The sequence below is a fragment of the Rathayibacter caricis DSM 15933 genome (assembly GCF_003044275.1).
GTDB classification, from domain to species: Bacteria; Actinomycetota; Actinomycetes; order Actinomycetales; family Microbacteriaceae; genus Rathayibacter; species Rathayibacter caricis.
This window is the reverse complement of the sequence record NZ_PZPL01000001.1, coordinates 3,540,732-3,563,122: the sequence shown is the minus strand read 5'-3', so window position 1 is coordinate 3,563,122 and position 22,391 is coordinate 3,540,732. Positions and strand designations below refer to the sequence as shown.

Genomic DNA, 22,391 nt, shown 5'->3' with positions numbered 1-22,391 from the left:
CTCTGCTGGTCGAGTAGCGCCGGGGCGCGTATCGAGACCGACGTGTCCGGGCGGTGGGGGATCTCGATACGCCCGCTGCGCGGGCTACTCGATCAGCAGGGGAGGGGCGGGATCCGCTCGCCGGGCCTAGCGGGTCGCGTCGACCGGGAGCTGCGCGGGTGCGTCGGGCTCCGCCCAGACGGCGATCGGCTTCGGTTCCCAGGTGAGGGCCGCGGGCTCCGTCTCGACGGGCGGAGTGGAGGCGCGCATCACCGGGATCGCCGAGGTGACGGGATTCTCGGTCTCCGCGACGCCTGCGCGCAGCTGCTGCGCCTGGATCGCTCCGGCGAGCTCGTGCGCCAGGGACCTCGCGAGCATCCCGTGGAAGATCGGATCGCGGTCGTCGTGGCTGCGGCGCGTGACGACCCACGCCCCGTCGGAGCCGACGAACGCGGCGAGGCGCTCGTGCACGACGGCGAAGAGCTCGTCCTGCGTGAGCGCCGGGGCCGCGACGACCTCGGGGACCGGCGGGCGGCGCCTCAGACGAAACCTCATGACGAACCCCGATTCCCGTGCGACCAACAGCTGAGACCAGTGTCGCGGGGGAGCGGGGACGGGGTCCGCTGACACGCCGCCGCACAGGGCGAACGGCGCGTCAGCGGGCACGATCACCGATCGCGCACACGATTCCCGTCAGCGCGATCAGCGATCGCGCACACGATTCCCGTCAGCGCGATCAGCGATCGCGCACACGATTCCCGTCAGCGCGATCAGCGATCGCGCTTCTTGCCCTTCTCCTCCTTGGCGAGCTCCTTGGAGTCGTAGGAGACGGATCCGAAGGCGACCGCCACGGCGATCGCCCAGCTGACCCACTGCAGGACGAGTCGCCAGTCGCGCGGCCCCTTGCGGGTCGTCTGAAGGATCGACCAGCCGCCGACCAGCGCGCTGATGACGCTCGAGTTGAGGATGAACTTGCGCATCGATTGCCTCCCGGTGTTCACGACGACGCTACCGGTGCCGTCGCGATGCCCGGAGCGGTTGACAGGACGGACCCGTCCTCCCGCTACCGTGGACCGCCGCCCGGCAGCATCCGGGCGCCGGGAGGAACGGAACCGCATGCGCACCGCAGTCATCGGGGTGGTCCTGCTCCTGCTCGGAGCGGTGGCGGTGCTCACGGGCGTCCTCCCTCCCGAGGCGCTGGGCGAGCTCGTCGAGCGGACGGGACCGATCCTCGCCTTCGTGGTGGCGGTCACGGTCGTGGCCGAGCTGGCCTCGGAGGCGGGCGTCTTCACCGTGGTCGCCGAGCGCGCCGCCGTCTGGGGTCGAGGCCGCACGGCCGTGCTCTGGCTGCTCGTCGTGCTCCTCGCGGTGCTGAGCACGGTCTTCCTGTCGCTCGACACGACCGCGGTGCTGCTGACGCCCGTCGTGGTGCTGCTCGCGGCGCACGTGAAGGTGTCGCCCCTGCCGTTCGCGATGGCGACGGTCTGGCTGGCGAACTGCGCGTCGCTCCTGCTGCCCGTGTCGAACCTCACGAACCTGCTCGCGGAGCGTCGGCTCGGCGTCGACGGGCCGCTCGAGTTCGCCGCGCTGACCGCTCTGCCCGCCCTGGTGGCCGCCGCGGTCCCGGTGCTGGTGCTCGCGATCCGGTACCGCCGCGAGCTGGCGGGCCGCTACAGCGCGGGGGAGCGGACGCCGATCGGGGACCGCGTGCTGCTCGTCGGCTCCGGCGCGGTGGTGGCCCTCCTGCTGCCCGCGCTGGTGTCCGGGCTGGAGGTGTGGATCCCCGCCACGGCCGCGGCGGTGGTGCTGGTCGTCCTGTTCGCGGTGCGCCGGCCCCGCGCGCTCCGCGCCTCGCTCCTCCCGTGGCAGCTCGTCGTCTTCGCGGCCGGCCTCTTCGTCGCGATGGAGGCGGCGCACCAGCTCGGGCTGGGGGCGGCGCTCGCCGTGGTCGCGGGGCAGGGCGGCGGAGTCGCGGACCTGCTGCGTCTCGCCGGCTCCGGAGCCGTGGCCGCGAACCTCGTCGACAACCTGCCGGCGTACCTCGCTCTCGAGCCCGTGGCCGCGGATCCGGTGCGACTGGTCGCCCTGCTGATCGGCGTCAACGCCGGTCCGCTGATCACGCCGTGGGCGTCGCTCGCGACGCTGCTCTGGCACCAGCGGCTGACGGCGATGGGCGTCCGGATCTCGTGGGCGCAGTACGCGCTGCTCGGTCTCGTCGCGGTCGTGCCGACCGTCGGCGGCGCCGTGCTCGCTCTTGCGCTGACGCAGGGCTGAGCGGCGGGCGGACATCTCCTGTCCGACACCCGTTCGAGAGGGGCTGGTAGCCTCCTGGGGTCCACGACGACCCGATTCGACGAGGGGTACACCATCTCCGAGCACGCAGTTCCCGACCTCCAGGACGGTGCTCCGGCGCCGCGCAACGCGTTCGTGGTGGTGTCCAACCGGCTCCCCGTCGACCGTGTGACGGCCGAGGACGGCACCGCCTCGTGGAAGACGTCCCCCGGCGGCCTGGTGACCGCGCTCGAGCCCGTCATGCGGGCGAACGAGGGCGCCTGGGTGGGCTGGCCGGGAGTCGCCGACGAGGTCGTCGCCCCGTTCGAGAACGACGGCGTGCTCATCGTGCCCGTCGCACTCAGCGCGCAGGAGCTCGAGGACTACTACGAGGGCTTCTCGAACGACACGCTCTGGCCGCTCTACCACGACGTCATCGCGCCCCCCACCTACCACCGCGACTGGTGGGACGCCTACGTGCGGGTCAATCGGCGCTTCGCCGAGGCCGCCGCCGCGGTGACGGAGGAGAACGGCGTGGTCTGGGTGCAGGACTACCAGCTGCAGCTCGTGCCCAAGATGCTCCGCGAGCTCCGACCCGACGTCACGATCGGCTTCTTCAACCACATCCCGTTCCCGCCGTACGGGATCTTCGCCCAGCTGCCGTGGCGCAAGCAGATCGTCGAGGGCCTGCTGGGCGCCGACGTCATCGGCTTCCAGCGCCAGGGCGACGCCGGCAGCTTCCTCCGGGCGGTGCGGCGACTGCTCGGCTACGACACCCGCAGCACCGTCGTCGAGGTCCCGGTCGAGGACGAGGCCGCCGGCGGCACTCGGCGCGTCAACCGCTCCCGCCGGGGGGCGAGCGTGCGGCCCGTGGTGGCACGGCACTTCCCGATCTCGATCGATTCGGCCTTCTTCGAGGAGATGGCCCGCACGCCCGAGATCCAGGCGCGCGCGAAGGAGATCCGCGACGAGCTCGGGAACCCCGAGGTGATCATGCTCGGCGTCGACCGGCTCGACTACACCAAGGGCATCGGGCACCGCCTGAAGGCGTTCGGCGAGCTCCTCGCCGACGGCCGCCTCAGCACCGCCGACGCCGTGCTCGTGCAGGTCGCGAGCCCCAGTCGCGAGCGCGTCGACACCTACCGCCAGCTGCGCGACGACATCGAGCTGCAGGTCGGCCGGATCAACGGCGACTACGGCAGGATCGGGCACCCGGCGATCAGCTACCTCCACCACGGCTACCCCCGCGAGGAGATGGTGGCCCTCTACCTCGCCGCCGACGTGATGCTCGTCACGGCGCTGCGCGACGGGATGAACCTCGTCGCCAAGGAGTACGTCGCCTCGCGCTTCGACAACGACGGCGTGCTGGTGCTGAGCGAGTTCACCGGAGCGGCCGACGAGCTGAAGCAGGCGGTGCAGATCAACCCGCACGACATCTCGGGGCTGAAGGACGCGATGGAGGCCGCCGCGCGCATGCCGCGGGCCGAGAAGACGCGGCGGATGCGGGCCCTGCGCCGCCGGGTCCTCGAGAACGACGTCGCGCGCTGGTCCGAGAGCTTCCTCGCGGCCCTCACCGAGCACGCCGCGGGCCAGCAGCTCGACGTGCGCCCGGCGGCGCGCGGCCAGGAGGCCCCCGTCGGCCAGGAGGCCGAGCACCGCGAGGACTCCGAGCGCGGCAAGGAGGCGGAGGCGCGATGAGCACCGTCACCCCCTCGCCCGTCGACCCGCACCTCCCCGGCGTCCCCGACCGCCTCGTCCTCGCTCTGCGCGAGCTGGCGGCGACCGGTCGGCTGCTCGTCGCCCTCGACTTCGACGGCACCCTCGCCCCGGAGGTCGACGACCCCGCGCGCGCCCGCGCCCTGCCCGAGGCGCGCGAGGCCGTGCTGCGCCTCCTCGGCCTGCCCGGCACCCGCGTCGCGCTCGTCTCGGGTCGAGCGCTCGAGAGCCTGGAGGAGGTGTCGCAGCTCCCCGACGAGGCCCTGCTCGTCGGCTCCCACGGAGTGGAGATCCGGCTCGACCCCGACGAGGACGCCGTGCGTCTGAACCCCGTCGAGCTCGCCAAGGTCGACCGGCTCGAGGGCGTGCTCAAGGGCATCGCCCGCGGGATCGACAACGTGTGGATCGAGGACAAGCCGGCCGGCTTCGCCCTGCACACCCGTCTCGCCACCGACAAGCACAGCAGGGTCGCGCACGTCGTCGCCCTCTCGGAGGCGCGCGCCGAGGTCGCGGGCGTCCACGTGCGCGAGGGCAAGAACGTGCTCGAGTTCTCGGTGCGCTCCACGACCAAGGGCGAGGCCGTCGAGCACCTGCGCCGCTACACCGGCGCCACCGCGGTGCTCTACGCGGGCGACGACGTGACCGACGAGGACGCCTTCGCCGTGATGCGCGCGGGTGACGTGGGCGTGAAGAGCGGGCCGGGCACCACCTCCGCGGCGTACCGCGTGCGGGGCCCGGAGCAGGTCGCGCACGTGCTCTCCCTGCTGGCGGAGTTCCGCGGCGCCTCGGCCTGACGAGGAGCGCGATCGGGGCGCTCGGGAGCGCCGGAGCAGGGGTCGCGAGGCGGTAGCCTCGTCACATGCCGGAAATCGATTGGAAGCCTCGTTCGCGCACCGTCACGGACGGCATCGAGGCCACGACGTCCCGCGGGATGCTCCGCGCCGTCGGAATGGGCGACGACGACTGGGAGAAGCCCCAGATCGGGATCGCCTCCTCCTGGAACGAGATCACCCCCTGCAACCTCTCCCTCGAGCGCCTCGCGCGCTCCGCGAAGGAGGGCGTGCACTCGGGCGGCGGGTACCCGCTGCAGTTCGGCACCGTCTCGGTGTCGGACGGCATCTCGATGGGCCACGAGGGCATGCACTTCTCGCTCGTCTCGCGCGAGGTCATCGCCGACTCCGTCGAGACCGTGATGATGGCCGAGCGCCTCGACGGCACCGTCATGCTCGCCGGCTGCGACAAGTCGCTGCCCGGCATGCTGATGGCCGCCGCGCGACTCGACCTCGCCGCCGTCTTCGTCTACGCCGGATCGATCGCCCCGGGCTGGGTCAAGCTCTCGGACGGCACCGAGAAGGACATCACGATCATCGACTCCTTCGAGGCGGTCGGCGGCGTGAAGGCCGGGATCATGTCCGAGGAGGACGCCAAGCGCATCGAGTGCGCCTTCGCCCCGGGCGAGGGCTCGTGCGGCGGCATGTACACCGCGAACACCATGGCCAGCGTCGCCGAGGCGCTCGGGATGAGCCTGCCCGGCTCGGCCTCGCCCGCCGCGGCCGACCGCCGCCGCGACTACTTCGCCCGCAAGTCCGGCGAGGCCGTCGTGGAGCTGCTGCGCAACGGCACCACCGCGCGCGACATCCTGACGAAGGAGGCGTTCGAGAACGCGATCGCCGTCGCGATGGCCTTCGGCGGCTCGACCAACGTCATCCTGCACCTGCTCGCGATCGCCAACGAGGCCGAGGTCGACCTCACGATCGACGACTTCAACCGCATCGGCGACACGATCCCGCACATCGGCGACCTCAAGCCCTTCGGCAAGTACGTCATGAACGACGTGGACCGCCACGGCGGCGTCCCCGCCGTCATGAAGGCGCTGCTCGACGCCGGCCTCCTGCACGGCGACTGCCTGACGGTCACCGGCAAGACGGTCGCCGAGAACCTCGCGGCGATGGACATCGCGCCGCTGGACGGCGAGGTCATCCGCACGCTCGACAACCCGATCCACGCGACCGGCGGCCTGACGATCCTCAAGGGCTCGCTCGCCCCCGAGGGCGCGGTCGTCAAGACGGCCGGCTTCGACGCGTCCGTGTTCGAGGGACCCGCGCGCGTCTTCGAGCGCGAGCGCGCCGCGATGGACGCCCTGACGAACGGCGAGATCGAGAAGGGCGACGTGGTGGTCATCCGCTACGAGGGCCCGAAGGGCGGCCCGGGGATGCGCGAGATGCTCGCCATCACCGCCGCCATCAAGGGCGCGGGCCTCGGAAAAGATGTACTACTCTTGACCGACGGACGATTCTCAGGCGGCACAACCGGCCTGTGCATCGGACACATAGCACCCGAATCGGTGGACGCAGGTCCCATCGCATTCGTGCGCGATGGGGACCCGATTCGGGTCGACATCGCCGCTCGCTCGATCGACCTACTTGTCGACGACTCCGAGCTCGCCGCCCGCCGAGAAGGCTGGGCCCCCCTTCCTCCGCGCTACACCCGCGGTGTCCTCGCCAAGTACGCCAAGCTCGTGCGCTCGGCGGCCGTGGGCGCCACCACCGGGTGACCCCGGCCCGCTCCCGCCGGCCGCGCACTCGCGCCTCCCGCGTCCAGGACCTCGCGGTCCCGGGCCCGCCGCCGCACTCCCTCTCGAAGGAAACGACACCCGCATGACCCCGGACCCGTCCGCCGTGCATCCCGCACCCACGCCCCAGCCACCCCGCCCCGCCGCGTCCGCAGCGGCCCCGGCCCCGCGGTCGAGACCCTCACCGGAGCGCAGGCGGTCGTCCGCTCGCTCGAGATGCTCGGGATCGAGGACGTCTTCGGCCTGCCCGGCGGCGCGATCCTCCCGGTCTACGACCCGCTGATGGACTCGTCGAAGATCCGCCACATCCTGGTCCGCCACGAGCAGGGCGCCGGCCACGCCGCCGAGGGCTACGCCTCGGCGACCGGCAAGCTCGGCGTCTGCATCGCGACATCCGGCCCCGGAGCGACGAACCTCGTCACGGCGATCGCGGACGCCTACATGGACTCGGTCCCGATGCTCGCGATCACCGGTCAGGTCTTCTCGACGCTGATGGGCACCGACGCCTTCCAGGAGGCGGACATCGTCGGCATCACCATGCCGATCACGAAGCACTCGATCTTGGTGACGCGACCGGAGGACATCCCGCAGGCGCTCGCCTCCGCCGCCCTCATCGCGACGACCGGGCGCCCCGGACCCGTGCTCGTCGACATCACGAAGGACGCGCAGCAGAACGAGGCGCCGTTCCTCTGGCCGCCGAAGATCGACCTGCCCGGCTACCGCCCGGTCACCAAGGCGCACGGCAAGCAGATCCAGGCCGCGGCGCAGCTGCTGGCCGAGTCGAAGAAGCCGGTGCTCTACGTGGGCGGCGGCATCATCCGCGCCCGCGCCTCCGCCGAGCTCCTCGCGTTCGCCGAGACGTCCGGCGCGCCGGTGGTCACCACGCTGATGGCCCGCGGCGCGTTCCCGGACTCGCACGAGCAGCACCTCGGCATGCCCGGCATGCACGGCACCGTCCCCGCGGTGCTGGCGCTGCAGGAGGCCGACCTGATCCTCGCGCTCGGCTCGCGCTTCGACGACCGCGTGACCGGCAAGGCGGCGCTCTTCGCCCCGCACGCGAAGGTCGTGCACGTCGACATCGACCCCGCAGAGATCTCCAAGATCCGCACCGCCGACGTGCCGATCGTGGGAGACCTCAAGGACGTGCTGCCCGACCTCACCGACGCCTACGCCAAGGTGATCGACGGCGGCGCTCCCGACACCTCCGAGTGGTGGTCCTACCTCAAGGGCCTCCAGGAGGAGTTCCCGCTCGGCTACACGGAGCCGACCGACGGCCAGCTCTCGCCGCAGTACGTGATCAAGCGCATCGGCGAGATCACCGGACCCGAGGGCGTCTTCGCCTCCGGAGTCGGCCAGCACCAGATGTGGGCCGCGCAGTTCATCAAGTACGAGCGCCCCAACTCGTGGCTGAACTCGGGCGGCGCCGGCACCATGGGCTATTCCGTCCCGGCCGCCATGGGCGCCAAGGTCGGCGAGCCCGACCGCGTCGTGTGGGCGATCGACGGCGACGGCTGCTTCCAGATGACCAATCAGGAGCTCGCCACCTGCACGATCAACGACATCCCGATCAAGGTCGCGGTGATCAACAACTCCTCGCTCGGCATGGTGCGGCAGTGGCAGACCCTCTTCTACGAGGGCCGCTACTCCAACACGGACCTCAACACGGGACACGACACCGTGCGGGTGCCCGACTTCGTGAAGCTGGCCGACGCGTACGGCGCGCTCGGCATCCGGGTCACGAAGCCCGAGGAGATCGACGACGCGATCCGCCTCGCGATCGCGACGAACGACCGCCCCGTGGTCATCGACTTCGTGGTCAGCCGCGACTCGATGGTGTGGCCGATGGTGCCCCAGGGCGTCTCGAACAGCTACGTCCAGTACGCCAGAGACCACAGCCCGACCTGGGACGACGAGGAGTAGACCGCATGACGCACCACGTTCTCTCCCTGCTCGTCGAGGACAAGCCGGGACTGCTCACCCGTGTCGCCGGGCTCTTCGCCCGACGCGGCTTCAACATCGAGTCCCTCGCCGTGGGCCCGACCGAGCTCGACGGACTGTCGCGCATCACGGTCGCCGTCGACGTCGAGGATCTCCCGCTCGAGCAGGTCACGAAGCAGCTCAACAAGCTCGTCAACGTGATCAAGATCGTCGAGCTCGACCCCGACCAGTCGGTGCACCGCGAGCACCTGCTCGTGAAGGTGCGCGTCGACAACGTCACCCGCTCGCAGGTGCTCGAGGCCGTGAACCTCTTCCGCGCCCGCGTGGTCGACGTCGCGACCGACGCCCTCGTCATCGAGGTGACGGGCGACTCCGGGAAGACCAACGCCTTCCTGCGGGTCATCGAGCCCTACGGCATCAAGGAGATCGCGCAGTCGGGCCTGCTCGCCATCGGGCGCGGCTCGAAGTCGATCACCGAGCGCGTCTTCAAGAACTGACCGCGACCACTCCTCAACAGAAAAGGACACACCACGTGACCGAGCTCATCTACGACACCGACGCCGATCTCTCGATCATCCAGGCCAAGAAGGTCGCCATCGTCGGCTACGGCTCGCAGGGCCACGCCCACGCGCAGAACCTCCGCGACTCCGGCGTCCAGGTCGTCATCGCGCTCAAGGACGGGTCGAAGTCGACCGCCAAGGCCGAGGACGACGGCTTCGAGGTCAAGAGCGTCGCCGACGCCGCCGACTGGGCCGACCTGATCATGATCCTCGCGCCGGACCAGCACCAGCGCGCGATCTACAGCGAGCAGATCGCCGACAAGCTGACCGAGGGCAAGACGCTCGCCTTCGCGCACGGCTTCAACATCCGCTTCGGCTACATCGAGGCCCCTGCGGGCGTCGACGTGATCCTGATCGCGCCGAAGGCCCCCGGCCACACCGTGCGCCGCGAGTTCGTCGCCGGCCGCGGCATCCCGGACATCATCGCCGTCGAGAACGACGCGACCGGCACCGCCTGGGAGACCGCGAAGTCGTACGCGAAGGCCATCGGAGGAACCCGCGCGGGCGTCATCAAGACGACCTTCACCGAGGAGACCGAGACCGACCTGTTCGGTGAGCAGGCCGTGCTCTGCGGCGGCACCTCGCAGCTCGTCCAGTACGGCTTCGAGACCCTCGTCGAGGCCGGCTACCAGCCCGAGATCGCCTACTTCGAGGTGCTCCACGAGCTCAAGCTGATCGTCGACCTGATGTGGGAGGGCGGCATCGCCAAGCAGCGCTGGTCGGTCTCCGACACGGCCGAGTACGGCGACTACGTGTCGGGCCCCCGCGTCATCGACCCCAGCGTCAAGCAGAACATGCAGGCGGTCCTCGGCGACATCCAGAGCGGTGCGTTCGCGAAGCGCTTCATCGCCGACCAGGACGCCGGAGCTCCCGAGTTCCAGGAGCTGCGCGCCAAGGGCGAGCAGCACCCGATCGAGGCGACCGGCCGCGAGCTGCGCAAGCTGTTCGCCTGGAAGCAGACCGACACCGACTACACCGACGGCAGCGTCGCGCGCTGACGCACTGACGCCTGACGGACCGAGGGAACCCCGGACCGTCGAAGGAACCCGCTCCGGCGGGATCCCTCGACGGGTCGGGGTTCCCTCGCGTCCGGGGTTCCTCTGCCGATCGAGTGGCACGCGCTCTCTGCTGATCGAGTAGGCCGCGCAGCGGGCGTATCGAGATCCACCGGTCGGTCCGGTGGGATCGCCGATCCGCTGGCGTCGGCGGGTCTCGATACGCCCCTGCGGGGCTACTCGACCAGCAAGGGAGGGCGCGGGTCTCGAAGCGCTCGTAGGGGCTGCTCGACCAGCGAAGGGAGTGGCGTCCTCGGGGCGGCGGGTAGCGTGGGGCGGATGGAGCGACGGGCGCGGCGGCCGCGGCAGTGGGACGAGACGGCGGCGGCGATCCGGGACGGGCTGTCGTACGGGGTGGCGGCGGGGGTCGTGCTGTGCGGGCTCGCGGGAGCGGGTCTCGCGGCGGCGCTCGCGCTGCTGTCCGGCGGGATCCTGGAGTCGTCTCCGCCGCTGCTGCGCACCCTCGCCGCTCTGCCGCTCGCACTCATCGCGGCGACGACGCTGGTCGTGACGGCGTCGCAGCTCCGTCGGCACTCCGACCGTGCTGCGCGGCGGTTCACGGCGGCGGCGTGGCCCGTGCCGGCGGACTTCGACCGGAGCGATCTGGATCGGACCGCCGATCTGCCGTTCGACGTGCGCCTGCCCGAGGACGCCCTGACCCCGGCGGACCTCGCGCGGATCCTCAGCCCGTCGGCCGCCGAGCGCGCCGAGGCGCGGACGCGGAGCGCCGCGGCCGGCCTCGGGAGCCGCTCGGTGCTGGTCGCCCTGCTCTCGATCGCGGGCGTCGTCACGGCGGGTGCCGGTCTGCTCCTCCTGTTCGCGACCCTCCTCGTCACCGGAGAGGAGCGGCTCGTCGTCGCGGCCGCCGTGCTCGCCGCCGCCGGGGCCGGGGCGGGCATCGGATCCTCCCAGGCGAACGCCGTGCCGATCGCCCTCGCGCGCGTCGGCGACGCGTAGCTGGCGCGGAGCCGTCGCCTGCTCGTCGAGCTGTGGCCGGGGGACCTCGAGGAGGGGCCGCTGTCGGTCCGCGGGGGAGTGGCCGCGATCGACCGGCGGGCTCTGCCCGGAGCATCACGGAGGGCGGCGCCGGCGAGCCCCGCCGCCGGACGGGCGGCTCCGATCGTGATGCTGGCCGCCGTGCTGCTCCCGGTGCTGGTGCTGCCACTGCTGAGCTGACGGGCCTTAGCTCCCGGCCTCCCGCGCGAGGCGGCGCAGGCCGCCCTTCGGAGGGACGCGCACCGGTTCCGGCCAGCGGGGCTCCAGGTGGTCGCCGAGCGTGACGCGCCGGATCTTCCGGCCGACCAGGGGGAGCACCCAGTCCGTCGTCCAGCGCTGCTGGTCGCGCAGCCACTCGAGGGGAGTGAGCGGCTCGGGCGGATCCCACGGTCCGTCCGAGATCGAGTGCGGCACTCCGAGGGTGTCGAGTACGCGGGCGGCGAGGTACCGGTGGCCGCGCTGGGAGAGGTGCATCCGATCGGGCGACCACATCATCGGCTCGCGGAACGCCTGCATCCGCCAGTAGTCGACGAGGACCGCGCCGCGCTCCCGGGCGATGCGGCGCACGGCGCTGTTGTAGATCCGATTGCGGCGCACGAACATCCGCGGCGCCGGCAGTCCGGGGATGTCGAAGCCCGTGAAGAGCACGAGCACGGCGCCGGTGGTCGCGAGGTCGTCGACGAGGGACTCGTAGCGCCGGACCAGCACCTCCATGTCGGTGCCGAGGTCGAGGATGTCGTTCCCGCCGGCGTAGAGGGTGACGAGCGTGGGCCGCAGCGCGAGCGCGGGCTCGAGCTGCTCGTCGCGGATCTGCGCGAGGCGCTTGGAGCGGATGGCGAGGTTCGCGTACTCCCAGCCGGGCTCGGCCTTCGCGAGACGGTCGGCGACGCGGTCGGCCCAGCCCCTGACTCCGTTGGGCAGTCGCGGATGCGGATCGCCGACGCCCTCGGTGAAGGAGTCGCCGATCGCGACGTAGCGCCGCTCGCCGGCCGCCGCAGTGCGTTCCCCCATCCGGGGAGGATCGCGGGCGGGGGAGACCGGGCGGTGGCGAGCAGGTGTCCGGGCGGTGACCCCTCACTCCGAGCAGCCTGGGAGCCGGGCGCGGTTAGGGTGTCGGGGTGATCGATGCCAGGGACGACGACGCGCTCAGCTGGGCGGGCGAGGACGAGGACCCGACGCTCGCGGCGGGGCCGGGGACGACGCGGCGGCGTCCGCCCCGCGCGGTCCGCTCGGCGCCCCAGGAGCGACCGGCGCTCGAGGACGAGGCCGAGGAGCCGCTCCCGGAGGAGCTGCGCGAGGACGAGCCGGAGGAGGACGAGGCGTCCGAGCTCGACGCCGCAGCCGCCTCCTCCGTGCTGCTCATCGCGACCGGGGTCACCGCCGGCGTCTACCTGCTCTACACGATCGCGTGGATGATCTCGGCCACCCGTCAGAACGCCACGATCGCGGGCACCTTCGCCGGCGACGCGGTCGGCGGGGGGCTCTACGGCCTCGGGCTGTGGCTGGCTGTCGCCGCTCCCGTCGCCTGGTTCACCGCGACGCTGCTCGGCACCCGCGACGCGCGGGTGCGCACCCGCGTGCTCTGGCTGGTCGCGGGACTCGTGCTGCTCGCTCCGCTGCCGTTCCTGAAGGGGGCGTGAGGATGAGCGACGAGACCGCCACGAAGGCCACCCTGGGCGGCCGGCGCGAGGGTCGGGGGAAGCGCTTCGCGCTCTCGGCGCTGATCGCCGTGCTGTTCGGGGCCCTCTTCGCGTGGGACGTGTGGGAGGCGATCGGCAACCTCGTCGGCATCCGCGCCTACGCCGCGGGGCTGAACACCGATCTCAACGCGACCGGATGGACGGTGCTGCTGCTCGGGCTGGCGCTGCCCGTCGTGTGCTTCGCCGTCGCGCTGCTGCTCGGGCGGCGCCGAGGAGTCGCCGCGCGGGCGGGGCTCCTGTTCGCGTCGCTCTGCCTCTCGGCCGTGCTGTCGCTGGACGTGCAGCAGGTCTTCGGCTTCGCGAGCCTCGTCTCGCTCGGCTGAGCAGCGCGTCGTCACCGCGGGGAGCGCGGCGTCACACGGCCGAGCCCGGCGGCGGGGCTCCGCTACAGTGGCGGGGGCTCCCGCGACGCCCGCGTCCGGTGCCCGCACCGTCCCCTCCCCGAAGGAAGCGCACTCGTGACAAAGCCGGTCGTCCTGATCGCCGAAGAACTCTCGCCCGCCACCGTCGACGCTCTCGGTCCCGACTTCGAGATCCGCTCCGTGGACGGCACCGACCGCCCGGCGCTGCTCGAGGCGCTCGGCACCGCCGACGCGATCCTCGTCCGCTCGGCGACGCAGGTCGACGCCGAGGCGATCGCCGCGGCGCCCTCGCTCAAGGTGATCGCGCGCGCGGGAGTGGGCCTCGACAACGTCGACATCACCGCCGCGACCGCCGCCGGTGTCATGGTCGTCAACGCGCCGACCTCCAACATCATCTCGGCGGCCGAGCTGACCGTGGGCCACATCCTGAGCCTCGCCCGCCACATCCCCGCGGCGCACAGCGCGCTCGCGCAGGGCCTGTGGAAGCGGTCGAAGTACACGGGCACCGAGCTCTACGAGAAGACCGTCGGCATCATCGGCCTCGGCCGCATCGGCGCGCTGATCACCGCTCGCCTGCAGGCCTTCGGCGTCGACGTCGTCGCGTACGACCCCTACGTCACGAGCGCCCGCGCGCAGCAGCTCGGAGTGACGCTCCTGCCGCTCGAGGAGCTCCTCGCGCAGAGCGACTTCATCACCATCCACATGCCGCGCACCCCCGAGACCACGGGGATGATCTCGGACGAGCAGCTCGCGCTGATGAAGCCGACCGCGTACATCGTCAACGTGGCGCGCGGCGGCCTCATCGACGAGGACGCCCTGCACCGCGCCCTGGTCGCCGACACGATCGCCGGCGCCGGGCTCGACGTGTTCGTGAAGGAGCCGCCGGTCGGCTCGCCGCTGCTCGCCCTCGAGAACGTGGTCGTCACTCCGCACCTCGGAGCGTCGACCGACGAGGCCCAGGAGAAGGCGGGCGTCTCGGTCGCCAAGTCGGTGCGCCTCGCGCTCTCGGGCGAGCTCGTGCCGGACGCGGTCAACGTCGCCGGCGGCGTCATCGACGAGTACGTGCGCCCCGGCATCCCGCTGGTCGAGAAGCTCGGCCAGGTCTTCGCGGGACTGGCGCACTCTCCCGTCACCTCCATCGACGTCGAGGTGCGCGGCGAGCTCGCCGCGTACGACGTCAAGGTGCTCAAGCTCGCGGCGCTCAAGGGCGTCTTCACCAACGTCGTGTCGGAGACGGTCTCGTACGTGAACGCTCCCGTCCTCGCCGAGCAGCGCGGCATCGAGGTGCGCCTGATCACCGACGGCGTCTCGGACGAGTACCGCAACCTGATCACGCTGCGCGGCGCCCTCTCGGACGGCTCGCAGATCTCGGTCTCGGGCACGCTCACCGGCACCAAGCAGGTCGAGAAGCTCGTCGCCGTCAACGGCTACGACGTCGAGGTGCCGATCGCGAAGCACCACGTCGTGATGAGCTACGTCGACCGCCCCGGGATCGTCGCGGTCTACGGGCGCGAGTTCGGCGAGGCCTCCGTCAACATCGCCGGGATGCAGATCGCGCGCACCGAGGCGGGCGGCAAGGCCCTCTCGGTGATCACCATCGACTCGCCGGCACCGGCGGGCCTGCTCGAGAAGGTCCGCGTCGCGATCGACGCCGACATCATGCAGGAGATCGACATCACGGAGCAGTAGCCCCGTCGCTCACCGAGCACGACCCGAGCCCGTCCCGCGCACCGTCGCGGGGCGGGCTCCGTCGTCGGCGCGGTGCGCGCGGCGATCAGTCGCCGCGCGGGGCCAGGAGGCGGTCGATGACCGCGAGGACGTCCTCGGCCTCGCCGCGCGACTGCTGGCCCGTGGGCAGCAGGGCGGAGTTGTAGTAGAGGCCGTCGCTCATCAGGACGATCGCGCGGGCGACCAGCGGATCGCCGACGGCCTCGACGACGACGTCGTTCCAGCTGTCGTGGATCCGGGCGAGGGCGGCGCTCGCGCGCTCGTCGTGGCCCTGCGCGATGCGAGAGACGGCGAGGATCGTGCGGTCGAAGGGGGTGTCGGCGGCGAACGAGGTGCGGATCAGGTACGGGACCACGCCCTCGTCGGACGTGCGGATGCGGTCGATGTCCTCGGCGAGGCGCTCGTCGAGCCGTGCGACGAGTCCGTCGACCAGCGCGTCCTTCGAGGGGAAGTGGTAGAGCAGGCCGCCCTTGGAGACTCCGGCCGCGCGGGCGACGGCGTCGAGGGTGGCCGCGCGCTCGCCCTGCTCGTTCAGCAGCTCCTCGAACGCGTCGAGGACGCGGTCGCGGGCGGGGGAGGCGGGAGGCATGCGCCCCATCCTACGGTCGGCCTTGCGCTACTATACCGGCTGGACGGTATACTCCTCGGGTCGCCCGCTGCGCGCCGTCCGGTGCCGGCGCGACGTCGATCCGAGAGAGAGCACCACCGTGTCCGCCCGCACCGCCCCCGTCACCGTTCCGCCCACCTCCGCCGCGCTCGCCGAGGACCGCGTCGGCCGCCGAGCCTGGTTCGCCCTCGCGGTGCTGATGCTGCCGGTGCTGCTGGTCTCGGTCGACAACACGGTGCTGAACTTCGCGCTGCCGCTGATCGCCGAGGACCTCGGACCCACGGGCACCGAGCTGCTCTGGATCGTCGACGCGTACCCGCTGGTCCTCGCGGGCCTCCTCGTGGCGATGGGCAGCCTGGGCGACCGGGTCGGCCGGCGGAAGCTGCTCGTGATCGGCGCGATCGGCTTCGCCGTCGTCTCGATCGCCGCGGCGTTCGCTCCGACGGCCGGTGCGCTCATCGCGGCCCGCGCGGCGCTGGGCCTCTTCGGCGCGACGCTCATGCCCTCGACGCTGTCGCTCCTGCGCAGCCTCTTCCCGAACCGCGACCAGCGCCGTCTCGCGATCGCGATCTGGGCGACCGGGTTCGCGGTCGGCTCCGCGGTCGGTCCGCTCGTCGGCGGGGTGCTGCTCGAGAGCTTCCCCTGGGGCTCGGTGTTCCTGCTCGCGGTGCCCGTGCTGCTGCCGCTGGTCGTGCTCGCGCCGATCCTCGTGCCGGAGTCGCGCGACCCGCAGCCGGGGCCCGTGGACGTCGTCAGCATCCTGCTGTCGCTCGCGACCATGGCGCCCCTCGTCTACGCGGTGAAGTCGGTGGCCGAGCACGGCGTCGACGCGGTGGCCGTGACCGCCCTCGTCGTCGGCGTCGTGAGCGGCGTGCTGTTCGTGCGGCGCCAGCAGCGGCGCGCGGTGCCGATGCTCGACCTGTCGCTCTTCCGCCGCGGCTCGTTCAGCGCGGCCATCGTGGTGAACCTCCTCAGCGTCGTGGCGCTCGTCGGCGGACTCTTCTTCGTCTCGCAGCACCTGCAGCTGGTCATCGGGCTCTCGCCGCTGCAGGCCGGGCTCGTGCTCGTGCCGGGGCTCGCGGTGATGATCCTGGCGGGGCTCGGCGTCGTGCCGGTCGCGCGCCGCATCACTCCGCGGCTCGTCGTGCCCGCCGGGCTCGTGGTCTCGGCGGTCGGCTACGCGCTGCTGGCGATCGGCAGCGGGGCGGAGGGAGGCGCCACGGCGCTGACCGTCGCCGTCGCGTTCGCGTTCCTCGGCCTGGGCATCGGGGCGGCCGAGACGGTGTCGAACGAGCTCGTGCTCGCGAACGCGCCGGCCGACAAGGCGGGGGCCGCTTCGGCGGTGTCCGAGACGGCGTACGAGCTGGGCGCGGTGCTGGGGACGGCGACGCTGGGCACGGTGCTGACGTCGGCGTACCGCAGCGGAGTCGTGCTGCCCGCCGGCCTCGACGCCGATCAGGTGCAGCGCGCGGGGGAGACCCTGGGCGGCGCGGTCGCGGTGGCGGGCGAGCTGCCCGCCGACTCCGCCGCGAGCCTGCTGGCCTCGGCCGGCGCCGCGTTCGACGCGGGAGTCGGCTGGTCGGCCTGGATCGGCGTCGGCCTGGTGCTGCTCGCGGCGGTCGTCGCGGCCTGGCGGCTGCGGCGCAGCTGAGCGGCCCGAGAGTACGCTGGGACCGTCTCTGCCCCGCACTGCTCGCGCACTGCCCCCGCACGCCTGAGGATGCCCCATGCCCCGCACCGTGAAGCTCGCCGTCATTCCCGGAGACGGGATCGGACCGGAGGTGATCGCCGAGGCCGTGAAGGTCCTCGACGCCGTCATCGCCGACTCCGACCTGGTGATCGAGAAGACGCCGTTCTCGCTCGGGGCGGCCCGGTTCCTCGAGACCGGCGACGTGCTGACCGACGAGGACCTCGCGGCGATCGCGGCGCACGACGCGATCCTCCTGGGTGCCGTCGGCGGCGTGCCCGGCGACCCGCGCCTGAAAGACGCGAACATCGAGCGCGGGCTGCTGCTGCGCCTGCGCTTCGCGCTCGACCACTACGTGAACCTCCGCCCGACCCGCGTGTACCCGGGCGTCCCGTCGCCGCTGTCCGCGCCGGGCGACGTCGACTTCGTGGTCGTCCGCGAGGGCACCGAGGGCCCGTACGTCGGCAACGGCGGAGCGATCCGCCAGGGCACCCCGCACGAGATCGCGAACGAGGTGTCGGTGAACACCGCCTACGGGGTGGAGCGGGTCGTGCGCCACGCGTTCGAGCTGGCCCGCAAGCGCCGCTCGAAGCTCACCTTCGTGCACAAGACCAACGTGCTCGTCTTCTCCGGATCGCTGTGGAAGCGCCTCGTCGACGAGGTGGGGGCCACCTACGAGGACGTGGCCGTCGATTACCTCCACGTGGACGCCGCCACGATCTTCCTCGTGACCGACCCTGCTAGGTTCGACGTCATCGTCACCGACAACCTCTTCGGCGACATCCTCACCGATCTGGCCGGCGCGATCAGCGGCGGCATCGGCCTCGCCGCCTCGGGCAACATCAACCCCGACGGCGCGTTCCCCAGCATGTTCGAGCCGGTCCACGGATCCGCGCCCGACATCGCCGGGAAGCAGCTCGCCGATCCGACCGCCGCGATCCTCTCGGTGGCACTGCTGCTGGACCACCTGGGCCGGCCCGACGAGGCCGCCCGCGTGACGGCCGCGGTGACCGCCGACATCGAGTCCCGCGACGGCTCCGCCCGCGCCACCTCGGCGATCGGCGACGCCGTCGTCGCCCGGCTGAGCTGAACCGGCCCCCACTCCCGACGCTCCCGACGAAAGACACCGAGATGACCATCCCCCTCCCGCTCGCCCCCCAGGACCTCGCCTTCCAGGTGACTCCGAACCCCGAGCCGCGCTCGATCGAGGAGCGCGACCGGATCCTGGCCGACCCCGGCTTCGGCGTCTACTTCACCGACCACATGGTCGACATCTGCTGGTCGCGCACCGGCGGCTGGCACCGCCCGCGCGTGCAGCCCTACGGCCCGATCGCGCTCGACCCGGCCGCGGCGGTCCTGCACTACGCGCAGGAGATCTTCGAGGGGATGAAGGCCTACCGCCACGCGGACGGCTCCGTCTGGACGTTCCGCCCCGAGGCGAACGCCGCGCGCCTGCAGCGCTCGGCCCGCCGCCTGGCCCTGCCCGAGCTGCCGACGGAGCACTTCATCGAGTCGCTCCGCCAGCTGATCGCGGTCGACGGCGACTGGGTTCCTTCGGAGCCCGAGACGAGCCTCTATCTGCGGCCCTTCATGTTCGCGAAGGAGGCGTTCCTGGGGGTCCGCGCGGCCGAGAAGGTCGGCTACTACGTGATCGCGAGCCCCGCCGGCGCCTACTTCTCGGGCGGCGTCGCTCCGGTGTCGATCTGGCTGTCGACCTCGTACGCCCGCGCGGGCAAGGGCGGCACGGGAGCCGCCAAGACCGGCGGCAACTACGCCTCGTCGCTCCTGCCGCAGCAGGAGGCCTACGAGCACGGCTGCGCGCAGGTGCTGTTCCTCGACTCGCAGGAGTCGCAGTACATCGAGGAGCTCGGCGGCATGAACGTGGTGCTCGTCAAGAAGGACGGCACGCTCGTCACTCCGGAGTCGGACTCGATCCTCGAGGGCATCACGCGCGACAGCGTGCTGCAGCTCGCCGAGGACCGCGGGCACCGCGTGGAGCGTCGCCGCGTGAGCATCGACGAGTGGCGCGACGGGGTGGCGTCGGGCGACGTCGTGGAGGTGTTCGCGTGCGGGACCGCCGCGGTCATCACTCCGATCGCCGAGCTCAAGGGCGAGGGCTTCTCGGTCGGGCACGCGGACGCGCCCGCCGGCGAGCTCACGATGTCGCTGCGGGAGGAGCTGACCGGCATCCAGTACGGACGCCGCGAGGACCGGCACGGATGGATGACGAGGTTGGACGCATGAAGATCGCACGATTCGCCACGCAGCGCTCGGGGGACAACGGGGGAGCGATCCACTTCGGGATCGTCGACGAGGACGACCTCGTCGTGCTCGCCGGGGACCCCATGTTCGCGGGCTTCGACACGACGGGGGAGCGCATCCCGATCTCGGAGGCGAAGCTCCTCGCCCCGGTGATCCCGCGCTCGAAGGTCGTCGGCATCGGCAAGAACTACTCGGACCACGCGGCCGAGATGGGCGGCGACGCTCCGGCGGAGCCGCTGATGTTCCTCAAGCCGAACACGTCGGTGATCGGGCCGGACGAGGCGATCGTGCTCCCCGAGGACAGCCAGCAGGTGGACTACGAGGGCGAGCTCGCGGTCGTGATCGGAGCCGTCGCGCGGAACGTGCGGGCGGAGGACTACGAGGACGTCGTCTTCGGGTACACGATCGCCAACGACGTCACCGCCCGCGACCTGCAGAAGAGCGACGGCCAGTGGGCGCGCGCCAAGGGCTACGACACGTTCTGCCCGATCGGGCCGGTCATCGAGACGGAGTTCGTCTGGAACGAGGCGGCGCTGGAGACGCGCGTGAACGGGCGCCGCGTGCAGTCGGGGAACACGGGCGACATGATCCACGGGGTGCCCGAGATCATCGCCTACGTGTCGCGGGTGTTCACGCTGCTGCCGGGGGACATCATCCTGACCGGAACGCCGGCCGGGATCGGGCCGATCGCGAACGGGGACGCCGTGGCGATCGACATCGAGGGCATCGGGACGCTGTTCAATCCGGTGATCGTCCGGGGCTGAGCGCGCGACAGTCGGGAAGGGCCTTCCACCTGCGGGTAGGAGGCCCTTCTGCGCGTCGGGGCGCGTCAGTCGGCGGTGGTCGGGCCGGTCGTCTCGTCGGGGAGCTCGTCGTCGTCGGCGACGGAGTCGCCTCCGCTGTCGAGATCGGTGACCTGATCGGACGTGCCGCGGTCGATCGCGGTGCCGCCGGGAGCGGCTCCCGCCATCGAGGCGTCGGTCGCGTCCTCGCCGGGCAGGGTGGTCTGCGCGCCGTCGACGGCGGTCGGGTCGGCACCCGCGGTCGAGCCCGCTCCGGTGGTCTGCTCGGGGAGGTCCTCGTTCGCCATGGTGGCTCCTTTCCGGTCGGTGACCTCAGCCCAGCACCCACCGCGGCAGCGGCGCAGGACGTTGACAAATCCGCCGGAGGAGCGTCCGGCGCGTCGGGGGACCGGCTCGGGGGAGCACTTCACCGTGCTCCCCCGAGCTGTCAAGCGGAGTCGCTCGAAGAGGTGTTCGACGTAGCGTCGAAGGCATGAACTCGTCCCGGAACGACCCCGTCGCACGCATCGCCCGAGAGGACTTCGGCTGGACGTCGCTCCTGCCGGGGCAGCGCGAGGCGATCGAATCGGCGGCCTCCGGACGCGACACCCTGCTGGTCCTCGCGACCGGCGGCGGCAAGTCGGCGGTGTACCAGATCGCCGGTGCCCAGCGCGGCGGCGTCGTGCTCGTGGTCTCGCCGCTCGTCGCGCTGCAGGCCGACCAGCTCGCCTCCATCGAGGCCGCCCCCGCCGCACCGCCCGCCGTCGCCATCAACTCCTCAGCAGGAGCCGGGGCCGTCGCCCGTGCATGGAAGCGCATCGACGAGGGCGGCCCGCTCTACGTGCTGCTCGCTCCCGAGCAGCTGGCCAAGGAGGAGAACGTCGCGCGGCTCGCCGCGGCGGGCGTCTCGCTCCTCGTCGTCGACGAGGCGCACTGCGTGTCGTCCTGGGGCCACGACTTCCGACCCGACTACCTGCGCCTCGCCGACGTGCGCCGCGAGCTGGGCGATCCGCCGGTGCTCGCGATGACGGCCACCGCGTCGGGTCCCGTGCGCGACGAGATCGTCGAGCGCCTCAGGATGACCGATCCCGAGGTGCAGGTGCACGGGGTCGACCGCCCCGAGATCCGGCTCGTCGTGCACCGCCACGAAAGCGAGAACGAGAAGCGCGCCGCGGTCGTCGAGGAGGCGCGCAGCTGGACGGCTCCCGGTCTCGTCTACGTCGCGACGCGCAAGGAGACCGAGGCCTACGCCGCCGAGATCGCCGCAGAGGGGCGCCGCGTCGCCGCCTACCACGCCGGCCTCAAGGTGAGCGAGCGCCGCGACGTGCAGGACCAGTGGCGCGACGGTGGCCTCGATGTCGTCGTCGCGACTTCGGCCTTCGGCATGGGCATCGACCGGGGCGACGTGCGCTTCGTGCTGCACGCGACCACCACGGAGTCTCTGGACGCCTATTACCAGGAGATCGGCCGCGCGGGTCGCGACAGCGAGCCTGCGACGGCCGCCCTGCACTACCGCGCCGAGGACCTGGGGCTCCGCCGCTTCTTCTCGAAGCGGTCGGTCGACACGGCGGCGCTGAAAGTCGTCTGGGCCGCTGTCACCGGCGAGCCGGGAGTCGGCGTCGCCGACCTCGCCGCGGCGCTCGACAAGCCGGCCCGCACGATCGCCCGGCTCGTCAACGATCTCGTCGACGCCGACCTGGTCGACACCTCCGACGGGGTGCGCGCCACAGGAGACGCGGACGCCGACGCGGCAGTGCACGCCGTGAAGGAGGCGCTCGCCTCGCGGGAGCGGATCGCCGAGTCCCGCCTGTCGATGATGCGCGCCTACGCCGAGACGTCGCACTGCCGCCGCCGGGTGCTGCTCGACTACTTCGGTGTCGAGGGGTCGGAGTGGTGCGGGAACTGCGACGGCTGCAAACGGCACGAGGCCACGCACGAGGCGGCCGTCGAGGAGGCGCCCGCCGAGGCCCCGCTGAGCGTCGACGAGGTCGTCGAGCACCGCGAGTGGGGCTCGGGGACGGTCATGAGCGTCGAGAACGACCGTGCGACCGTCTTCTTCGAGTCGGAGGGGTACAAGGTGCTGTCGTTCGCGGCGCTCGACTCCGGCGTGCTGCGTGAACGCGAGACTGCGTCCGTCTGAGGAAGCGAGAGGAGGCCGCCCCCTCGGGGACGGCCT

22 protein-coding genes are annotated in these 22,391 nt (G+C 72.0%); 17 read left to right on the top strand and 5 right to left on the bottom strand.

The features are described 5' to 3' along the window. Positions 1 to 126 precede the first annotated feature (126 nt). Together C1I63_RS16660 and C1I63_RS16655 are read right to left on the bottom strand one after the other, a co-directional pair. Positions 127 to 534 (bottom strand): hypothetical protein, encoded by a 408-nt coding sequence (locus tag C1I63_RS16660; RefSeq protein WP_055793578.1) that lies wholly within the window; start codon positions 532 to 534, stop codon positions 127 to 129. A gap of 215 nt (positions 535 to 749) precedes the next feature. Beyond that, entirely contained in the window at positions 750 to 959 is a 210-nt protein-coding gene (locus C1I63_RS16655) for a hypothetical protein (RefSeq protein ID WP_055793576.1), read from the bottom strand. 136 nt (positions 960 to 1,095) lie between these two features. Here C1I63_RS16655 and C1I63_RS16650 point away from each other — a divergent pair, with 136 nt between their 5' ends. From C1I63_RS16650 to C1I63_RS19850, 9 genes are all read left to right on the top strand, one after another. After that, entirely contained in the window at positions 1,096 to 2,253 is a 1,158-nt protein-coding gene (locus C1I63_RS16650) for an SLC13 family permease (RefSeq protein ID WP_107575489.1), read from the top strand. Between the two features lie 159 nt (positions 2,254 to 2,412). After that, positions 2,413 to 3,948: an alpha,alpha-trehalose-phosphate synthase (UDP-forming) gene (locus tag C1I63_RS16645; RefSeq protein WP_107575926.1), complete on the top strand. Its 1,536-nt coding sequence runs from the start codon at positions 2,413 to 2,415 to the stop codon at positions 3,946 to 3,948. Then, positions 3,945 to 4,760, top strand: coding sequence for a trehalose-phosphatase (otsB, locus tag C1I63_RS16640; protein WP_107575488.1), 816 nt, complete (start codon positions 3,945 to 3,947; stop codon positions 4,758 to 4,760). The genes C1I63_RS16645 and otsB overlap by 4 nt, the downstream gene beginning before the upstream one ends. 65 nt (positions 4,761 to 4,825) lie before the next feature. Beyond that, positions 4,826 to 6,520: a dihydroxy-acid dehydratase gene (ilvD, locus tag C1I63_RS16635; RefSeq protein ID WP_056867668.1), complete on the top strand. Its 1,695-nt coding sequence runs from the start codon at positions 4,826 to 4,828 to the stop codon at positions 6,518 to 6,520. Between the two features lie 234 nt (positions 6,521 to 6,754). Further along, a complete protein-coding gene (locus C1I63_RS16630; protein WP_244907125.1) occupies positions 6,755 to 8,458 on the top strand; it encodes an acetolactate synthase large subunit in 1,704 nt (567 codons plus the stop codon). Between the two features lie 5 nt (positions 8,459 to 8,463). Further along, positions 8,464 to 8,973 (top strand): acetolactate synthase small subunit, encoded by a 510-nt coding sequence (ilvN, locus tag C1I63_RS16625; protein WP_055793566.1) that lies wholly within the window; start codon positions 8,464 to 8,466, stop codon positions 8,971 to 8,973. 35 nt (positions 8,974 to 9,008) lie between these two features. Further along, the gene (gene ilvC / locus C1I63_RS16620) at positions 9,009 to 10,034 is read left to right on the top strand and encodes a ketol-acid reductoisomerase (RefSeq protein ID WP_055793564.1); all 1,026 of its coding nucleotides are present in this window, start codon (positions 9,009 to 9,011) and stop codon (positions 10,032 to 10,034) included. A gap of 336 nt (positions 10,035 to 10,370) precedes the next feature. Continuing rightward, on the top strand, positions 10,371 to 11,048 hold the full coding sequence (locus C1I63_RS16615; protein WP_107575487.1) for a hypothetical protein: 678 nt from the start codon (positions 10,371 to 10,373) through the stop codon (positions 11,046 to 11,048). Positions 11,049 to 11,126: 78 nt separating this feature from the next. After that, the gene (locus tag C1I63_RS19850) at positions 11,127 to 11,267 is read left to right on the top strand and encodes a hypothetical protein (protein WP_170116405.1); all 141 of its coding nucleotides are present in this window, start codon (positions 11,127 to 11,129) and stop codon (positions 11,265 to 11,267) included. A gap of 6 nt (positions 11,268 to 11,273) precedes the next feature. On the opposite strand, the gene C1I63_RS16610 is transcribed toward C1I63_RS19850, so the two are convergent. Further along, complete coding sequence (locus tag C1I63_RS16610; RefSeq protein ID WP_107575486.1) at positions 11,274 to 12,098, bottom strand: SGNH/GDSL hydrolase family protein; 825 nt, start codon at positions 12,096 to 12,098, stop codon at positions 11,274 to 11,276. Positions 12,099 to 12,205: 107 nt separating this feature from the next. On the opposite strand from C1I63_RS16610, the gene C1I63_RS16605 reads away from it, so the two are divergent. From C1I63_RS16605 to serA, 3 genes are all read left to right on the top strand, one after another. After that, positions 12,206 to 12,727, top strand: a complete 522-nt coding sequence (locus tag C1I63_RS16605) for a hypothetical protein (RefSeq protein WP_107575485.1) — start codon at positions 12,206 to 12,208, stop codon at positions 12,725 to 12,727. Between the two features lie 2 nt (positions 12,728 to 12,729). Beyond that, positions 12,730 to 13,110, top strand: coding sequence for a hypothetical protein (locus C1I63_RS16600; RefSeq protein ID WP_107575484.1), 381 nt, complete (start codon positions 12,730 to 12,732; stop codon positions 13,108 to 13,110). A gap of 135 nt (positions 13,111 to 13,245) precedes the next feature. Then, positions 13,246 to 14,838 carry a phosphoglycerate dehydrogenase gene (gene serA, locus C1I63_RS16595; RefSeq protein ID WP_107575483.1) on the top strand — a complete coding sequence of 531 codons (1,593 nt, stop codon included), beginning with the start codon at positions 13,246 to 13,248 and terminating at the stop codon, positions 14,836 to 14,838. Positions 14,839 to 14,923: 85 nt separating this feature from the next. On the opposite strand, the gene C1I63_RS16590 is transcribed toward serA, so the two are convergent. After that, entirely contained in the window at positions 14,924 to 15,466 is a 543-nt protein-coding gene (locus tag C1I63_RS16590) for a TetR/AcrR family transcriptional regulator (RefSeq protein ID WP_055793552.1), read from the bottom strand. Between the two features lie 118 nt (positions 15,467 to 15,584). Here C1I63_RS16590 and C1I63_RS16585 point away from each other — a divergent pair, with 118 nt between their 5' ends. The 4 genes from C1I63_RS16585 to C1I63_RS16570 all read left to right on the top strand — a co-directional run bounded on the left by C1I63_RS16585 (position 15,585) and on the right by C1I63_RS16570 (position 20,197). Beyond that, on the top strand, positions 15,585 to 17,135 hold the full coding sequence (locus C1I63_RS16585) for an MFS transporter (protein ID WP_243591631.1): 1,551 nt from the start codon (positions 15,585 to 15,587) through the stop codon (positions 17,133 to 17,135). 76 nt (positions 17,136 to 17,211) lie between these two features. After that, entirely contained in the window at positions 17,212 to 18,261 is a 1,050-nt protein-coding gene (locus C1I63_RS16580; RefSeq protein WP_107575482.1) for a 3-isopropylmalate dehydrogenase, read from the top strand. Between the two features lie 41 nt (positions 18,262 to 18,302). Next, entirely contained in the window at positions 18,303 to 19,415 is a 1,113-nt protein-coding gene (locus C1I63_RS16575; protein ID WP_107575481.1) for a branched-chain amino acid aminotransferase, read from the top strand. Continuing rightward, on the top strand, positions 19,412 to 20,197 hold the full coding sequence (locus tag C1I63_RS16570; protein ID WP_055793545.1) for a fumarylacetoacetate hydrolase family protein: 786 nt from the start codon (positions 19,412 to 19,414) through the stop codon (positions 20,195 to 20,197). The genes C1I63_RS16575 and C1I63_RS16570 overlap by 4 nt, the downstream gene beginning before the upstream one ends. A gap of 65 nt (positions 20,198 to 20,262) precedes the next feature. On the opposite strand, the gene C1I63_RS16565 is transcribed toward C1I63_RS16570, so the two are convergent. Next, positions 20,263 to 20,523 (bottom strand): hypothetical protein, encoded by a 261-nt coding sequence (locus C1I63_RS16565; protein ID WP_056867655.1) that lies wholly within the window; start codon positions 20,521 to 20,523, stop codon positions 20,263 to 20,265. Between the two features lie 185 nt (positions 20,524 to 20,708). Between C1I63_RS16565 and C1I63_RS16560 the strand changes: the two genes are divergently transcribed. Next, positions 20,709 to 22,355 carry a RecQ family ATP-dependent DNA helicase gene (locus C1I63_RS16560; protein WP_107575480.1) on the top strand — a complete coding sequence of 549 codons (1,647 nt, stop codon included), beginning with the start codon at positions 20,709 to 20,711 and terminating at the stop codon, positions 22,353 to 22,355. Positions 22,356 to 22,391 lie beyond the last annotated feature (36 nt).

Excerpts from the sequence above, each read along its gene's own strand:
- C1I63_RS16615 (WP_107575487.1), top strand. The coding sequence starts at position 10,371 with ATGGAGCGACGGGCGCGGCGGCCGCGGCAGTGGGACGAGACGGCGGCG.
- C1I63_RS16575 (WP_107575481.1), top strand. The coding sequence starts at position 18,303 with ATGACCATCCCCCTCCCGCTCGCCCCCCAGGACCTCGCCTTCCAGGTG.
- C1I63_RS16570 (WP_055793545.1), top strand. The coding sequence starts at position 19,412 with ATGAAGATCGCACGATTCGCCACGCAGCGCTCGGGGGACAACGGGGGA.
- C1I63_RS16610 (WP_107575486.1), bottom strand. The coding sequence starts at position 12,098 with ATGGGGGAACGCACTGCGGCGGCCGGCGAGCGGCGCTACGTCGCGATC.
- C1I63_RS16650 (WP_107575489.1), top strand. The coding sequence starts at position 1,096 with ATGCGCACCGCAGTCATCGGGGTGGTCCTGCTCCTGCTCGGAGCGGTG.
- C1I63_RS16560 (WP_107575480.1), top strand. The coding sequence starts at position 20,709 with ATGAACTCGTCCCGGAACGACCCCGTCGCACGCATCGCCCGAGAGGAC.
- C1I63_RS16655 (WP_055793576.1), bottom strand. The coding sequence starts at position 959 with ATGCGCAAGTTCATCCTCAACTCGAGCGTCATCAGCGCGCTGGTCGGC.
- C1I63_RS16660 (WP_055793578.1), bottom strand. The coding sequence starts at position 534 with ATGAGGTTTCGTCTGAGGCGCCGCCCGCCGGTCCCCGAGGTCGTCGCG.
- ilvD (WP_056867668.1), top strand. The coding sequence starts at position 4,826 with ATGCCGGAAATCGATTGGAAGCCTCGTTCGCGCACCGTCACGGACGGC.
- ilvN (WP_055793566.1), top strand. The coding sequence starts at position 8,464 with ATGACGCACCACGTTCTCTCCCTGCTCGTCGAGGACAAGCCGGGACTG.
- otsB (WP_107575488.1), top strand. The coding sequence starts at position 3,945 with ATGAGCACCGTCACCCCCTCGCCCGTCGACCCGCACCTCCCCGGCGTC.
- C1I63_RS16580 (WP_107575482.1), top strand. The coding sequence starts at position 17,212 with ATGCCCCGCACCGTGAAGCTCGCCGTCATTCCCGGAGACGGGATCGGA.
- C1I63_RS16600 (WP_107575484.1), top strand. The coding sequence starts at position 12,730 with ATGAGCGACGAGACCGCCACGAAGGCCACCCTGGGCGGCCGGCGCGAG.
- C1I63_RS16565 (WP_056867655.1), bottom strand. The coding sequence starts at position 20,523 with ATGGCGAACGAGGACCTCCCCGAGCAGACCACCGGAGCGGGCTCGACC.
- C1I63_RS16590 (WP_055793552.1), bottom strand. The coding sequence starts at position 15,466 with ATGCCTCCCGCCTCCCCCGCCCGCGACCGCGTCCTCGACGCGTTCGAG.
- C1I63_RS16630 (WP_244907125.1), top strand. The coding sequence starts at position 6,755 with ATGCTCGGGATCGAGGACGTCTTCGGCCTGCCCGGCGGCGCGATCCTC.